The 15,424-nt window shown below is 51.5% G+C and carries 14 protein-coding genes; 4 read left to right on the forward strand and 10 right to left on the reverse strand.

Annotation, left to right across the window (positions count from 1 at the left end; translation table 11 throughout):
* Positions 1-485 precede the first annotated feature (485 nt).
* The gene (locus MKX64_RS06055) at positions 486-1,088 is read left to right on the forward strand and encodes a C39 family peptidase (RefSeq protein ID WP_095267140.1); all 603 of its coding nucleotides are present in this window, start codon (positions 486-488) and stop codon (positions 1,086-1,088) included.
* Positions 1,089-1,099: 11 nt separating this feature from the next.
* On the forward strand, positions 1,100-1,864 hold the full coding sequence (locus tag MKX64_RS06060; protein ID WP_095267139.1) for a hypothetical protein: 765 nt from the start codon (positions 1,100-1,102) through the stop codon (positions 1,862-1,864).
* A gap of 172 nt (positions 1,865-2,036) precedes the next feature.
* Here MKX64_RS06060 and MKX64_RS06065 read toward each other — a convergent pair whose 3' ends face one another.
* The 6 genes from MKX64_RS06065 to MKX64_RS06090 all read right to left on the reverse strand — a co-directional run bounded on the left by MKX64_RS06065 (position 2,037) and on the right by MKX64_RS06090 (position 9,233).
* On the reverse strand, positions 2,037-3,017 hold the full coding sequence (locus MKX64_RS06065; RefSeq protein WP_095398618.1) for a ketoacyl-ACP synthase III: 981 nt from the start codon (positions 3,015-3,017) through the stop codon (positions 2,037-2,039).
* A gap of 173 nt (positions 3,018-3,190) precedes the next feature.
* On the reverse strand, positions 3,191-3,910 hold the full coding sequence (locus tag MKX64_RS06070) for a GDSL-type esterase/lipase family protein (RefSeq protein ID WP_176475591.1): 720 nt from the start codon (positions 3,908-3,910) through the stop codon (positions 3,191-3,193).
* A gap of 128 nt (positions 3,911-4,038) precedes the next feature.
* Positions 4,039-5,364, reverse strand: a complete 1,326-nt coding sequence (locus MKX64_RS06075; protein WP_095398617.1) for an MBL fold metallo-hydrolase — start codon at positions 5,362-5,364, stop codon at positions 4,039-4,041.
* Positions 5,361-7,046: an ABC transporter permease gene (locus MKX64_RS06080; protein WP_095398616.1), complete on the reverse strand. Its 1,686-nt coding sequence runs from the start codon at positions 7,044-7,046 to the stop codon at positions 5,361-5,363. The genes MKX64_RS06075 and MKX64_RS06080 overlap by 4 nt, the downstream gene beginning before the upstream one ends.
* Positions 7,047-7,090: 44 nt before the next feature.
* Complete coding sequence (locus MKX64_RS06085) at positions 7,091-8,185, reverse strand: ABC transporter substrate-binding protein (RefSeq protein WP_244908268.1); 1,095 nt, start codon at positions 8,183-8,185, stop codon at positions 7,091-7,093.
* Positions 8,186-8,207: 22 nt separating this feature from the next.
* Positions 8,208-9,233 (reverse strand): ABC transporter ATP-binding protein, encoded by a 1,026-nt coding sequence (locus MKX64_RS06090; RefSeq protein WP_095267133.1) that lies wholly within the window; start codon positions 9,231-9,233, stop codon positions 8,208-8,210.
* 230 nt (positions 9,234-9,463) lie between these two features.
* Here MKX64_RS06090 and MKX64_RS06095 point away from each other — a divergent pair, with 230 nt between their 5' ends.
* Positions 9,464-10,372, forward strand: coding sequence for a LysR family transcriptional regulator (locus MKX64_RS06095; protein WP_095267131.1), 909 nt, complete (start codon positions 9,464-9,466; stop codon positions 10,370-10,372).
* Positions 10,373-10,638: 266 nt separating this feature from the next.
* Positions 10,639-11,499 (forward strand): hypothetical protein, encoded by an 861-nt coding sequence (locus MKX64_RS06100; protein WP_095267435.1) that lies wholly within the window; start codon positions 10,639-10,641, stop codon positions 11,497-11,499.
* 198 nt (positions 11,500-11,697) lie between these two features.
* On the opposite strand, the gene MKX64_RS06105 is transcribed toward MKX64_RS06100, so the two are convergent.
* From MKX64_RS06105 to MKX64_RS06120, 4 genes are all read right to left on the reverse strand, one after another.
* Entirely contained in the window at positions 11,698-12,261 is a 564-nt protein-coding gene (locus MKX64_RS06105; RefSeq protein WP_095267431.1) for an MOSC domain-containing protein, read from the reverse strand.
* Positions 12,262-12,383: 122 nt separating this feature from the next.
* A complete protein-coding gene (locus tag MKX64_RS06110; protein WP_341035513.1) occupies positions 12,384-14,201 on the reverse strand; it encodes an IS1182 family transposase in 1,818 nt (605 codons plus the stop codon).
* Between the two features lie 372 nt (positions 14,202-14,573).
* A complete protein-coding gene (locus MKX64_RS06115) occupies positions 14,574-15,032 on the reverse strand; it encodes a DIP1984 family protein (protein ID WP_095398615.1) in 459 nt (152 codons plus the stop codon).
* A gap of 174 nt (positions 15,033-15,206) precedes the next feature.
* Positions 15,207-15,410 (reverse strand): hypothetical protein, encoded by a 204-nt coding sequence (locus tag MKX64_RS06120; protein ID WP_141235856.1) that lies wholly within the window; start codon positions 15,408-15,410, stop codon positions 15,207-15,209.
* Between the last annotated feature and the right edge of the window lie 14 nt (positions 15,411-15,424).

The raw sequence follows: 15,424 nt of genomic DNA on the forward strand, positions 1-15,424 counted from the left end.
GCAGATTTGATGGAATGCCATAGTCTCACAGGCTCATGCTTGGCTGAATCTCTAACGGAGCCCGCTCCGTTTTGAAGAGGCTCGGTCTTTTCATTTTTTTAACAAAAAAGTTCGGAATTGGGCGTCAGAAACGGAATACATCCATCGTTGTATATAGTTGAAGCGCTGAAGAGCTACATCGACACCGGAATTTCAGGGGCGCCGGAAGTAGTACTCTCCATGGAAAATGCACGAAAAATCCAAAGCGAAAGGAGGCAGGAAACGCACACAAGGGACAAATGGTAAAACCAAGGGATTGATGGGACCGGTACATTTTTTTCATACGGACAAGCAGGAGCGTGAAACATTTGCCATTCATAACCGTCTGTAAGAATGAAGGTTATGCAATAATTTCCAGAAGCACCATACGACATCCGCTCCAAACGATACTGTCCAAAGGATTAAACGTTTGCTCCATAATACGGATCTAGTGGGAGGGAAATGTTGTGACAGGATGGAAAACGAAGGTTAGCCCGTATCAAAAAATAATCACTTCTGTTCTCTTGACCATCATGGTAGTGGCCATGATCATGCCAGCCAGCAGTGCGCATGCGGCAAGCAAATACTTAAGCGTTACGGCCACGGACCAGGAAAAAAGTCAGTGGTGCTGGGTAACAGCCCCACAGATCATCATTAAGTTCCACTTGGGATCTGCGCCGTCCCAATGCACATTAGTCAAGCGCGGCAAGAACATTAAGGATTGCCCGAACAAGCCCGGCACGTTGAGTGAATCCAAAAGAGCGATGACCCAATCCGGAATATCCAGTGGTGGTACGACTTCAGGAACGGTGAACTTCAGCACCATCAAAAGCGACATCAACAATAATAGGCCTATGATTTTGAGAAAAGAATGGAAGGATGGAAAAGGCAAAAAGACAGGGGTCGGTCACCTCAGCGTGATTTATGGATTCAATGATAATTCCGGCAACTACGTAAGCCTGGTGAAGATCAGAAATTCCAACTCCTTCAAATCATCAACTTCCTATTCGAAACTGACGAACAACTCGGACTTTGCCTGGACGCATACCGTGCACAATATTAAAAAGTAGGGGGGATTTAAATGTCTTTCATCCAGCGATGTACAGCGATGTTGGCGCTGCTGTCTCTATTAATCGGAGTCTCTCTGATCGGAGGGGCAGCTGCTGATGCTAGCGTTAGTCAACCGCCGGAAGGCGCGGTGGAATTTGCCAAGCACCATTTCCAGCAAATTGTCGAGGACGTTGTTTTCTCGGATGTTCCGGCTGACTGGGGCTTCAAAGAGGAGCCGGGAAACATCACATTTAGCGATCTGTATCCCATCTACAGCTTGAACGCAGACTTTGCCCTCGGACAATCGGACAGCCTCATCACGGAAAATCGGCAGCCGAAATGGGTTGCGGTCATTTTCCAAGACGGGCAGCCGGTCAATGCCATCGGGACAGAACTAACGGCAGACGGACATTGGGAATTGGCCGAGATTGGGTATCCTCGCGAGCTTCCAGGAGGACTGCTGAATCTCAAGGAGAACGAATTGCTCGTACATGACTTCCCGGCCGAGGAGTACTACGTGTATTCGGAGCCAACCAATTCCGTCATGAAACTGGAGCCGACGGAAGGGAAATACAGCCTCAGCAGCTCGCAGAGCAAGGAACAATTTCAAAGCCTGTTAATGGAACGTTACCATGATATAGACGCTTGGGCAGAGGATGCCTCCGGCGGATTCATGGATGCGGAGCCGAGTCAATCCGGGTTCCGTTCATCGAATGCACTGTACGCGGGGATCTCCATTCTGGCTGTGGGTGGCACCTGGCTGTATTTAACAAAACGCAACCATTCAGGAGAATAAAATAGACGGCTAACAACACCATGCCTTGCCTTCAGACCAGCGCACGGTCAGTGATCAAGCAAACAGCATAGGGCTGCCCCCTGAGGGACAGCCCCTTAATGCTTTCTATATGGAGTTCACCTATCACCAGGCCAAAGGCTGCTGAAAGCGTTGGAAACCCTGTATCCTACCGTTAAATGGTCCAGCGAAGCAGGGAACCGGCATAGGTCATGCCGCCGCCAAAACCGTACAGCAGCACCACATCGCCTGCCTTCAACCGGCCATCATCCACTGCCAGCTGAAGTGCCAGTGGAATCGAAGCAGCGGACGTGTTGCCGCGATACTCCACACTGGTCAGCGTCCGCTCCAGCGGGACCAGCCCCCGTTCGCAAATCGCTTCGATCATCCGCAGATTGGCGCTGTGCGGCACGAACCAATCCACCTGCTCAGCTGAAAGCTCCGCTTTGTCCAGCAGCTGCCGCACGCCTTCCGGAATGTTGCGAACCGCCCATTTGTACACTTCCCTGCCGTTCTGCACAAGGCTGCCGGGTTTCAGCTCGACACCTTCCATCTGCTCGGACAGCGATGTTTTGTATAGATGAATGCCGCCCTCGCCATACGTGCCCGAGATGGACGCCATGAACTCCCCGGCGCTGTCATCCCGCTCCACCAATACGGCTCCTGCCCCGTCCCCGAACAGCACACATGTCGTTCGGTCGGTGTAATCTGTCACTTTGGACAAAGTCTCGGCTCCAATCACGACAATCTTGTTATACATTCCGCCGGTGACTAAACCGTCAGCCATCTGAAGCGCATAGACAAAGCCCGCGCAGGCCGCATTGATATCAAGTGCGCCCGTGCTTGCAATGCCGAGCTTCGCCTGAACCCTGGAGGCCGTGCTGGGGAAAGCATAATCCGGTGTGCTGGTCGCAACCAGAATCATGTCCGCATCCTGGACGTTGACACCGTAACGGTCGACCATATCCCGGACCGCCTTAATGGCCAGATCCGATACATACTCATCCGGTGCCGCAATCCGCCGCTCGCGCATGCCTGTGCGCTGAACAATCCATTCGTCGCTCGTATCGACCATTCTTTCCAAATCCGCATTGCTCAGCACGCGCTCCGGAACGTAGGTGCCGATCGCTGTAATCTTCGATTTTGACTGGCCCAATCTACTAGCCTCCTGTCGCTGGAATCCATATTTTAGAGAAACTGTACTTTAGAATCTGTATTTTCAAATTTGAAGTTATAACTATTATAACACCTGGTATTAGTACTTGCTACTAATTTATAGTTGGAACAACATGAGGAAGCTTAATGTGGCCCCACACGGGCGCCACGATATTAAGCCAGATACTTCATCATATTATGTAAAATAACCGCATAGCCGCTGGGGAACATGTGAATACCATCAATCGCATATTCCTTCTTCAAATTCCCTTCCTCATCGGTCAGCCCCTCATTCACATCGATATAGGCATACCCATGACGAGCCGCCAACTGCTCCAGCGCCTGGTTCGCCTCCCGGATCGCCTCATTCGTCCTTCTCTGAAAGATTTCCTCCATCTGAGCCTTGGACACAAAGGGAAAGTCATCCTTCGCATTCACGGGATAATACGCCATCACATACACCCGGCAATCCGGCAGTCTTGATGCAATTCGGGTCAATATTTCATCATAGCCTGCAATCAGCTTCTCCAGCGTGTAATCCGGCGCACTGATATCATTGGTACCGATGTTAATAAAGATGGTCGAGGGCTCCAGTTCATAAATGCATGTCTCCATCGACGCGAGCAGCTCCTCCGTCACGTACCCCGCGATCCCGCGATTATAAATGCAATACCGCTGTCCTAGCGACTGCTGCAGCTCATGAATCGGAAAAAACTCCATCAGCGACGAGCCGACCAGCACCGTCTGCCCTTTCTTGGCCAAACGATTGAGCAACTTATAATGGTACAGCTTTAGCTTTTTCTCATCGTATCCTTCCGGTGCCATGTCCGGCTCGGTCCACGGTTCACCTTCTCCTGCCGCTCCCGTGCCTTTAGGGTTGTCCGATGAAACCATTTGCATCCCTCCTGCTTCAAGATTCTTCCTAATTCTACATCAAAGATTCCAATCCATGTGAGAATTCTGCACGATTCGCAACAAAAAAATCGGACCAGGAAGGCTTCTGCCATCCCCGGTCCGATCGATTAAAACCATAATTCTTCACTGGCCGACATCGAATGAATCTGCACTTGATCATGCGCGGCCTCCACCTCTTCCAGCAGCCGGCTGCGAAGCCGGTCTGTTTCTTCCTTGACGGCATGTACCAGCACGTTATGCCTTGCCGGCATGGCTGACATCATGCGCCGCACATCCTCGCAGCCTTGATGCACCTTGTATTTGAGCTTCTTCACCGCACAGACGCCGTATGCGCTCGGCTGCCGCAGCAGCCGCTCGGCAAAGGTGCCCTTGGAAGCGTGGCCCGTCAGCAATACAAGATGCCTTGGATCATCGCGCAGCTGTTCATAATACCACCGGGCCAGCTCGGACTGCATCATGCCGTCGGTAATAAACCATATCGAGGCTCCCAGCGTGTCGAGCAGCCGGATTCGGTCATCCTCATGCCCCGGTACAAGCAGATCTTCGCGTCTGAGAAACCGCTCGACCTGAGCTTTCATGTCCCGGCCTGTATAGCCATCACGCTCACGCAGCCATTCCGGGCTGCTGAGCAGCCGCTCCATGCCGTTTAGCAGTCCGCGCTCGATCACAATCGGCGTGTCCCGGTAGGTCCGGTAAGCCCACAGCAGCATCTCCTGGCCCCGGCCTGTTGCCGGTACGGGAAGCAGGACTTTGCCCCCCTGATCCAGCGTACCCCGGATCGTCTTCTCCAGCAGTTCCAGCTTGTCGTTCTGTGACTCGGCATCCGTACCGTAGGCTGCGTCAATGATCGCCAGGTCCGCATAGATCGCTTCCTTCCGGACACCCCGCGGGCTGTCATCCTCCAGCAGCATGGACTCGGCCGTATAGTCTCCGGAATAGAAGATTTCCTTGCCCTCGGCCCGGATCAGCAGCCATACCGAGCCAGCCATATGCCCGCTGCGCCCCCACATGGCCTCAACGCCCGGAACCACTTCGAACCAGGTCAGCCTCGCGGCAGCCTCGTCAAGGAAACGATATCGGATCGCTTTATAGTCCGCCTCCTCGTAGGGCAGCGGCCCCCCGGAGCGCTCCGTAAACGCTCGCCAGCTCTCGAAATAGGATTCCACTTGAGCCGCTGTCTCCCGGGTCGTCCACACTTCACCCTGATAGCCCAGCCGATACAGCATCGGAATCGCCACGGAATGATCCTCATGGGCATGGGAGAGAAACACGGCGTTCAGCTTGAGCACCAGTTCCGGCTCAATCAGGGGATACTCCCCGGCGCCTTCTCTTTTGACGCCGCAGTCCAGCAGCAGATGAATATCGCTGCCGCTCAGTACATAAGCGGAGCGGCCATGTTCGCCAGCGCCGCCCCAAACTTTGAGCTTCATCATGATGCATTCCACTTTCTGTTAGATTTAAGCGCCTCAACCACGAGCAGCAGCGCCACGGTCATCCCGACAGATACGACAGCCATGGCCATGCCGAGCGATACTTGCCCCTGTTCAAACTGGGCGAAGATATACGTGGCTGACGTCTGCATCGAAGGAGGCAGAATCAGCAAGGAACCGACCAGCTCCCGCACCGAGATGGTGAACGTCATGATCCACCCTGCCAGCATTCCCGGCACAATCAGCGGAAGCAGAATCCGCCGCATAATCAGCAGCGGGCCGCCTCCGAATACTTGCCCGGCCTGGAATAGGCTCCCGTCAATTTGCGTGAAATTGGCTTTGACATACTGCACCGTGTACGGCAGGAAGAGCACCACATAGGTGAGCACCACCATGCCGTAGGTGTTATACAGCGTCGCTGGCAGCCATGGCGAGTTCCAGAACAGAATCAATCCGACAACCGTGACGATGCCCGGCACGGTGTTGGGCAGCAGGCTGAACAGGTCAATGACCCGCTGTGTCCGCTTCTGCGATTTCCCGACGGCCAGGGCGAATCCGGTACCAAGCACCACCGCAATCGTGGAAGCAGCGAGCGACAAGCCCAGACTGTTCCCCAGCGCCTTCATGCTGACAGAGCCCCAGGTCAGCAGATCCCTGTAATGGTCCAACGTCAGGTTATCCCATGCCAGACCGGCTCCACGCAGCTTCATCAAGGAAGCGACGATGACCGAGAAGTAAGGAATGCCTATCGAGAAGATCAGCAGCAACGCCAGATACACCACGCTGGCTGCACCCGTCAGGCCGCGCAGCGCGTATCGCTTCGAGCGCTGTCCCTTGCCGCCGACGAGCCGGTAAGTGAACCTCCGGCTAATGGTGGACTGCATATACCACATCACAAGACAGACCGACAGCAGAATCGAGGCCAGCGATGTTGCCTTGCCGAAATCGATCGGCCAGCTGGAAATGTACTTGTGAATTTCCGAGGTCATGACATAATAGCCGATACGGCGCCCGAACGTGGCCGGGGTGCCGAATTCCGCAATCGTTTTGACAAAGACCAGCATCGCCCCCATGCCGTACGAAGACAATAGCAGCGGCAGCATAATTCTGCGGAAGCGATATCCGCTGCTGGCCCCGTGCACCGCTCCGGCCTCCTCCAGATTGCCGCCGATGCGAATGATCGCGTCGCGCAGCAGCAAATAGAGGAAAGGGAACAAGTGCAGACACATGATCAGCACCATCCCCCCGAAGCTGAAGAAGGAGTCGCTTAGTGCGGCGCTGCCCGGCAGCCATTGCTGCAGGTAGCCTCCTTTTTGCATGAACAAAATCCAACCCATGGAGCCGATATAAGGAGGTGTCATGAACGGAATCATGAGCACCACATCAATCCATCGATGCTGTCCGAGCCTCGTCTTTGACATGATCCAGGCCAGGGGCAGCGCGAGCAGCGTGGTTCCCGCCACTACACATACCCCGAGCCATATCGTCTGAAAGAGTACGCTGGACAGATCATGTCCGGCAATCGTTCGTATCGGTGCCAGCAGATCCAAACCCTGCCCTGTCGATACACTCTGCCAGAAAATCAGCAGCAGTGGTATGACGATACCTATTACGAGTAGAAATAAAGCAAGTATAATTCCGATATTCCGAAAGAAGCTAGGGCTGTCCTTGAAAACAGGTTTCACTGCTGCTCACCTCACATACATTGCCTTCCTATGCTTCTTAATGCTTACTTGAACACCTCGGAGAAACGGGCTGCCGTCTCATCCCCATGATCGTTCATCCATGCCCAGTCTACAGGCAGAAGCGGGATATCCTTCAGGTTCGTGCGTCCTTCCGCTTCCACGTCCTCGCGACCTGGAATCAGGTATGCTTCAGCGACAAGCTTCTGTGCTTCATCAGACAGCAGGTAGTCAATAAATGCCTTCGCGTTGTCGACGTTCTGGCTGGAGTTCAGAATGGCTGCCGGTCTAGGGCTCACGACCGTTCCTTCTGCCGGGTATACGATGTCTACCGGCTCGCCTTTGACTTTGGCAGAGTAAGTCATGTAATCCACACCTGCGGCAACGATGCTTTTCGCACCGGTAATGACGGGATCAAGCGCCTCCTGGTTTGCGCCGGCCATAGCTACACCATTCGCTTTGTAGTTCTCGAACAGCGACCATCCTCCTTCACCCTTTACGCTCAGATAGCCTGTAATAAAGTCAAGGGCAGAACCGGACAGCGTTGGGTCAGGGATGTTCACGGAATCCTTCCACTCCGGAAGCTCCAGATCGCTCCAGCTTTGAGGCGGATTCGATACCAGGTTCGTGTTGTAGACAATGCCGAGCGCCGATGCGCTAGTGCTGAAATAGTGACCGTCCGCATCCGACCATTCTGTGTTCAGCTTGTCGCTGTTCACGGCATCCGGATAGGCCATTGTAAGTCCTTCCGCTTTCAGCGATTGGGCCGAAGGAAGGGAAGCCAGGATGACAACGTCCGCTACCGGATTTCCTTTCTCTGCTTCCAGGCGAGCCAGGATTTTGCCTGTGGTCCCTTGGAACATTTCAACTTTCACGCCCGTTTGAGCTTCAAAACCGCTGATCAGGTTGTCCGCCAGCTTCTGTGGACCGGCACTGTACAGCACCAGTTTGCCGCCCAACGCATTTCCGGTTTCCTGAGGTGCTTCTTGAGTTGCCGTTTCCTCCGGCGCCGCTTGTCCGGTGTTCGCCGGCTCGATCGTTTGGCTGTTGCTTGTTGCGTTGCCGCAGCCGAACAGGCTGATGCTCATGACGGATGCCAGCAGCAATAACGTTCCTTTTTTACGAAAAGCCATCTTTTTCATTTAGACCATCTCCCTTTATTAGTTAACCTAAAGCTAAAGGCTCCAGGTTTGGTTGTTGTTGCACTGCTGAAGAAATATCTGCTCCCTGCATCCAGCATATGGATTCCGGGGAAACATACAGCTCCACACGCTCCTGAACGGTTGCTCGCTTCGACGAGTAAACCGTCCATTCATCCAGCCCGTCCACCTGAAGCCGGATCTCATACCGCTCACCAACATAACTGACATGACGTACGGTTGCCGCATAACTTCTGTCATCATCTGAGGTTCGGCTCCACTTCACCTGCTCCGGACGAACCATCGCCCGCTCCGGCTCCAGCCAGTTCGACTTGCCGATGAACGAAGCGACAAAAGGATGACTCGGCGCTTTATATATCGATTCCGGAGTCCCTCGCTGCAGCACTTCCCCCTTGCGCATCACGACGATTTCATCGGACATGGACATCGCCTCGATCTGATCATGGGTAACATACAGCGCCGTTAAGCCCATGTCCTTCACCAGCGACATCATCTCCACCCGCATTTCCTCCCGCAGCACCGCATCAAGCGCGCTGAGCGGTTCATCAAACAGCACCAGCGCCGGGCGAATTGCGACCGCTCTGGCAAATGCGACCCGCTGCTGCTGTCCGCCGGACAGCTGATGGGGATAGCGGTCTTCCATTCCCTGCAGCCGGACCATGGCCAGCGCTTCGGTCACTTTCTCCTTGAGGCCGCTGTGCTGCTTTGCGGCTTTCAGGCCGAAGGCGACATTCTCGAAGACGGTCATATGCGGCCACAGTGCAAAATCCTGGAACACCATCCCGAATTGCCGCTTATGTGCAGGCACATCCGTTCGCTTGCTCGCGGAGTAAATGCACTTGCCGGCGGAATAAATCTCTCCGCCATCGGGCTGCTCCAGCCCTGCAATCATGCGCAGGAGGGTGGTCTTGCCGCAGCCGGAAGGCCCCAGCAAGGTTGTGAATTCGCCCTGCCGCAGTTTCAGATCTGTCGGCAGCAGCGCAGGCGTGCCTGCAAACGATTTATGGATCCCTTTGATTTCGATCTCCATTTTGATCCCCTGCCTGTTCTTTTTAAGCTGATTTCAGTGTAACGGTTCCGTTCAAGTATTGTATTAGACTTATGTAAACGCGGAATTAACTTTTTGTTTGAATTCTGTTGATATTCATAGAGTAAATCTATAGTGAGACATCTATTTAAGTTGAACAAAATGAATACCTGGTACTCCTGTCCAATTCGGCTTGCTCAACTACATATCTAGAACATGGGGAGAGTGGAAAGATGAATCTGATGAAACTGAAGATTGTGGAGCTGATCGACCGCCATCATAATATGACCAGTGTTGCGGACATTCTAGGGATTAAGCAGCCGACGGTGACATTTCATATGAAATCGCTCGAGGAGGAAATGCAGGTGAAGCTGTTCGAATCCCGTAATGGCAAAACCTTTCTGACCGAGGCGGGACAAGCTTTGCTGCATTATGCTGTCAAAATGAACGCCCTTGCCAAAGAATCCAAGCGTGTCGTCCGGGAATATGACAGCCTGTACCGCGGCACGCTGAACATCGGGGCCAGCTATGTGCCGGCGACCTACTTGCTTCCGCGTATCCTGAACGCTTTTTCCCAGGAGTTCCCCGGCATTCGCATCTCCTTGTCCGTCAAGCCCTCGCCCGTAATCCGCGATATGCTGATCCGCCATCAGATTGATCTGGGCATTATCTCGTCGGAACCCTTTACGGGTCAGAGCCTGCTGGCCGAATCGCTATGTTCCGATGATCTGGTGCTCGTCTGTGCGGCCGATCATCCATTAGCCAAAGCGGAAGCGCTGGAACCTGATCAGATTGCCCGCACCCCGTTCGCACTTCATGGAACGGAATCAAGCACCCGGCAGCTGACAGATCAATGGGTGGAGCGCCACGGCGTTCGGCTGCGCAGCACGGTTGAGCTCGATTCCCTGGAGGCCATTAAGCAGCTGGTGCTGTTAGGCCACCATATTTCCTTCATGTCAAGGATGGCCGTGCGGCGGGAAGAAGAACAAGGCTGGATGCATATCCTGCCGATCCCGGGGCATCAGGCGTTCCGGCATATCTACAGCGTGTATAATGCGGATCGGCTGCCTTCCGTACAGATGAGCCGTTTCCGCGAGGTGTTGAGAGAGGCAGGAGCGCAGGCAGAGCAGGGAATGCTGTAGCGAGAGGGGACAAGTCTACGGGGAGATGCCCATACGCTCTGAGCTTCCTGAAGTTCCCGAACTTCCCGGACTCCCCGAGCTCCCCGGACTTCCGGCAGCATCTTGGGCACCATTCCTGCCAAGTCCGAGATTAACAATAATTGGAGTATGCCATTCAAAAATTCTATGGAAATTTGATGCATTTCCCCCTTCCTTTTAACAGCGGTCTTGTACTTCACCTTTACAGTGAACATGTATTCAATAATTCAAAGGAGTGGTGGATAATGATGAAAACATGGAAACGCATGACGCTGGCAGCGATCGTTGGTGTCACGGCATGGGGAAGCGTGCTCGCAGGTACAGGACTCGAGTCTGTATCAGCCGCACCGAATGCGGTGCCTTCGTATGAGGTGAAATTCAGCGCAAGACCAGAAGCGGTATTAACCCCGGACCGGCAGGTTCGCCCGGAAGTCATTCAACAGCTGGGCGTCTCTTCAACGCCACTGGCAATTGGTGTTGCCTATTTCGATACCGATGATCTTGCCCTGAATGAACAAGGCTGGAATGTTCGTTTCCGCAAGAAAGCAGATAAGAACAACTACGAATTGACTTTCAAAAAGCGGTATCCGATCATCAACGGAGACATTGATGCTGCGCTGACTTTGGCGAACAAAGAGGGCTTTGATTCCTCCGATGACAATTACGAGGCTGAAATCGACTGGGGCTACAGCCGGCAAACTCTCAGCTTCTCCAACGAGAAGAAAGTCAGCGTCAATATGGCGGGTCCTCAGCTGCCATCCGAACAAGTGATGCTCTCCCATCTGTTGGACAAGCTGCCTGGCAAGCTCAATAAATGGTCTGCTCCAAACTGGGGCAAGCAAATGCTGTCTCAGTCCCGCTCTTATGGACCGGTGGTATTCGACCGTTACGAGGGGCAATGGCAAGGGGTGAAGATGACTCTCGAAGTATGGCCGATTCGCAACAGCAGCGGTACAGGTACCGAGGATTTCATCGAGGTTTCCTTTAAAACTGCTGATCGCAATGTAGCAACCCGTCTTCGTGCCGAGTTGCTGGAGCTGCTCGAGTCTAACGGCTGGCTGCTGCCTGGCGACGACTTGAAGACCCAACTGATCCTCGAGCGGTATTAATGATCGGCGAGGAATACTGACTTCGCGGTCATGTCTGCATGCAGTAAATCATAGAGGCTGTCCCTTAGCGGACAGCCTCTATATCATTTTGACAGAATTCATTTTTCAGTTGACATACATGGCCGCCAAAGGGAGTGAACACAGGCTGAACTTGCTTCATAGCAGCACGTTTTTTTGCCCCTCACTTGGATGCCTATCTTACACTCGTTCTAGCGGCCGAAATGGTTCAGGCGGGAGCTCAACTCGGATGGGATCCCCTGCTCGTATTTCTCCCCCAACTAGCACGATAGCCATGACGCCAGCCTTTCGAACAAGCTTCCCATCCGCGTCTTTATCTAAAACGGCACTCAACAGTCCTGGCTGAAAGTTGTCGATCTGAGCACAAGGATTGCGCAGTCCTGTGATTTCAATAACCGCGGATTCGCCAATATACAGCTTTGACCCTGTTGGCAAATCAAGCAAATGAATCCCGCGGGTCGTTATGTTCTCACCCATTTGCCCGGGCTCAACGTGAAAACCAGCCCTCCCTACTTCGTCGAATAACTCCGAATGAATTAAGTGCACTTGCCGCAGGTTCGGTTGATCCGGGTTTTGCGCCACTCGTGAACGATGCTTCACAGTCCCTCCCATGTGGGCATCACCTTCCACTCCCAGACCAGCAAGTAAGTGGATCGTCGTTACTACCTCTTTGCTAAAAGTATGTGTTGCACTTCGACTGACTGACATCACTTCTCCGACTTGAGAAACAAGGCTTGTCATCATGATATTGCACCTCCATTCCATGAAAAAGCACGTCCACCACTACAACCAAAGTCTTCTTTAACTCCATTATATGTGGATTCATAACAACCTTGCAGTCCCCGGCGTATATCTATGGTTGGACACTAAGTGCCCTTACCCGCAGCGGTGCTGCCATCAGCAAAAAAGGGGCTGTCCAATAAGTCCCTAAAGTAAAAAGGTTGGACGAGAAGAGAACCATTTCTCCGTCCAACCTTTTTACGTCCCTGCGTTTGAAAGAATGTAGCGAGGCGAATGCCTGCTACTTTCAGTAGATTGTGGGCCAAGGCCACAATCCCAAACTCTGTATGAACTTTTTCTAGACCCCGCAAGGAAAATCTGCGGAACGACCGATTGCCCTTGATGTGACCGAATACACTCTCAACCTCGACTTTACGTCGAGCATAGATCGCGGATTTCTCGTCATCCTCAAGGGCTGTTTTTGCCTTTGCCTTTAATTCTTCCCATACCGTGTTCCAGTGTACTTGACGATTTCCCTTTGCTTTCGTACATGCTGCCTTTAATGGGCAATCGCTACAATCCTCACATTCGTAAATCTTAAAGCTTTGCTCTAGGCCGGAGCGTGTCTTCTTCGTCTGGTACTTCTTAAACGAAACGTATCGACCATTCGGGCAAATAAAGCGATCGTCTAACTCTTCATACGTCCAATTGCTTGCATGCTTCATGTTCTTTTTGTAGCGTCTGGTTTGTTCGTGCATATAGCTGCCATATGGAATAAGAAAATCAAATCGCGTCTCTTTTTCTTCGCCTAACGCGTACAAATAGTTTTCCTCACTACCATAACCAGCGTCAGCAATCACGGTTTTAGGCATGGGTAAAGAAGACGCAGCAAGTTGCTCCATATGCGGAATGAAGCAGCGTGTGTCCGTTGGTCGTTGGTGAAGACTATAAAACAAAATAAATTGGTTTTCCGTTGCCATCTGTACATTGTAACCTGGTTTAAGTTGACCATTTTTCATGTGATCTTCTTTCATTCGCATAAACGTAGCGTCTGGATCGGTCTTGGAGTAGCTATTGCGATCACCAAAGCAAGCTTTCTGCTGATCATACTTGGCCAGACGTGGAAGAAAGTCTTGACGAATCTTTTTCAGAGGCTGTTTCCAGGCACTACGCTCTTTTCGTAAGGCTTTTCTCGCTTCACTGTCATTGGTTTGAGCGATCTGTTCAGTTAAGCGCTCTACTTGTTCTTCTAGAATAACAGCTGTTTCTTCAAGCTGTACAGGAAGCTCATCTGGATCGGTAGCTACCATTTCACTAGCTTCTTGCTGCGTGAGCGTATGAATATGCGCAAGGGTTGCCTGCACCTTTTCTTTGAGTTTCTCTTCAAAGCGTAACGTAGATTTTTTCCACACAAAAGAATACTTGTTGGCATTAGCTTCAATCTTTGTGCCATCCAAGAAGTAGTTCTCCATGGTAATAAAATTGTCGTTGATGAGCTTTTTAATCATCGTTTGAAAGAGCTCATCCATAAGGCTCTTCATTCGCACACCACGGAAGTCATTCAGGGTGCGGAAGTCCGGCTGTTGCATCGCAGCTAGCCACATCGCCGGTAGGTTTTCTTGTAATAGTTTTTCAATGCCACGGCAGGAATAGACTTTTTGAGAGTAGCCATAAAGAATCACTTTGAGCATCATTTTAGGATGGTAGGAACTACGGCCACCGCCAACATAATGAGCAAACAACAGCTCGTCAGGAATAGATTCAATCATTTCATCAATGATACGAGCGACATGGTGGGAAGGGATTAGTGATTCTAGATCCAAGATCATATGCATCTGCTTGTTATCATAAGCTTTAAAAGCAGGTGTGAGCTTTCGTTTAGAATCTATGTTTCCTTCTATATTTTCTAGAGGAAATGTGAGTTGCATGTTATAATGTTTAGTAGTAGTCATTTGATTACGCATAAAAACCGTCCCTTTCTGAAATGGTTGTGTGGTAACTTTCATTTTACAGGAAAAGACGGTTTTTTTGCGCATATTTTTAGCGTTTTACAAAAAAAGAGGCTGCCAGTAGTCAGGTTTCACTGACTTTCTGGACAGCCTCCTTGTTCTGCGTTGAGTTAAGCTAAACCCCTTGCCCACCCTCAACAATTTATAGCCAACACACGGTAGTTACATTTAAGAATACACTGTACTTACATGCTGAATCGCAATCTTGTTACAGTACCGGGCTAACTTTAATAGTGTCAGACATGGCCCTGCGTCCAACGATTCGGAGGTCCAATTTTCCCTATTGGTAGGGTTGTGTTCACCTCTATAAATTGTTTACCAGCTTAACTATTCAACCAGATTAACGGTCCAGTTCTTTTCCTGGATTTTAAAATCCAGCTCCCGGTATTCCTTCGATAAACGATCAATCTCGCTTTGGATTTTTGGAATGTCTACGGTGGCCTGGTACCTTACCTCAGAGCGGCTGTATCGATCCTGGCGGATGGACGCATGCTCCAGTAATTCATCGAGGATCTTTCGCTTTTGCATCACACTGTCCCGTTCCGCTAAGACGTCTGCAATGGTTCTGTTTTCATCAAATGGGGTGAGCGAATTTGTTTTGTTGATGGACATAATTAATACCGTTAATTGATTTATCGTCTCATTCAGCTCTTGAAGCAGCAATTCAGGCTTCTCGGCAGGCTCATCCCCTTCTTGGACTTTGACAACACGTGAAAGCCGCTCTCTCAGCTGCGAAATTTTCCGCTGACAATCCACACGCAACACTAAAGCTTCTGCAAGTTTCATCGAACTGTACCTCCTTAGGTATACCGATACTGATAACGAATAAGTTTAGGCGCCTCTCCCACGTCATGTTCACAGGCGCCGCTGCCGATTTCCCTGAAGCCTATTTTTTCAAACATTCGTCTGGATCTTATGTTCGTTTTCCGGAACTCGCCCACTGCTTCCTTACAAAAACCTTCATCGCTCCATCCGCCGCCCCTTCGCTCGTCTGTACACCCTAGAGCTAACCACTACCAGCACGAGCGCTGCCACATTACAAACGACCGTAACCATGCTCAAGCTCCCGATCTCAAAATAGCGAATCACATTGCTGATCAGAAACACGAGAAAAAGAAAGCTTGAGAGTATGAGCGTCAGCTTTTTATCTTGTTTATCCCTCATAGCTCCCCTTCCCT

The organism is Paenibacillus sp. FSL M8-0334, assembly GCF_038000405.1.
GTDB classification, from domain to species: Bacteria; Bacillota; Bacilli; order Paenibacillales; family Paenibacillaceae; genus Paenibacillus_AQ; species Paenibacillus_AQ campinasensis.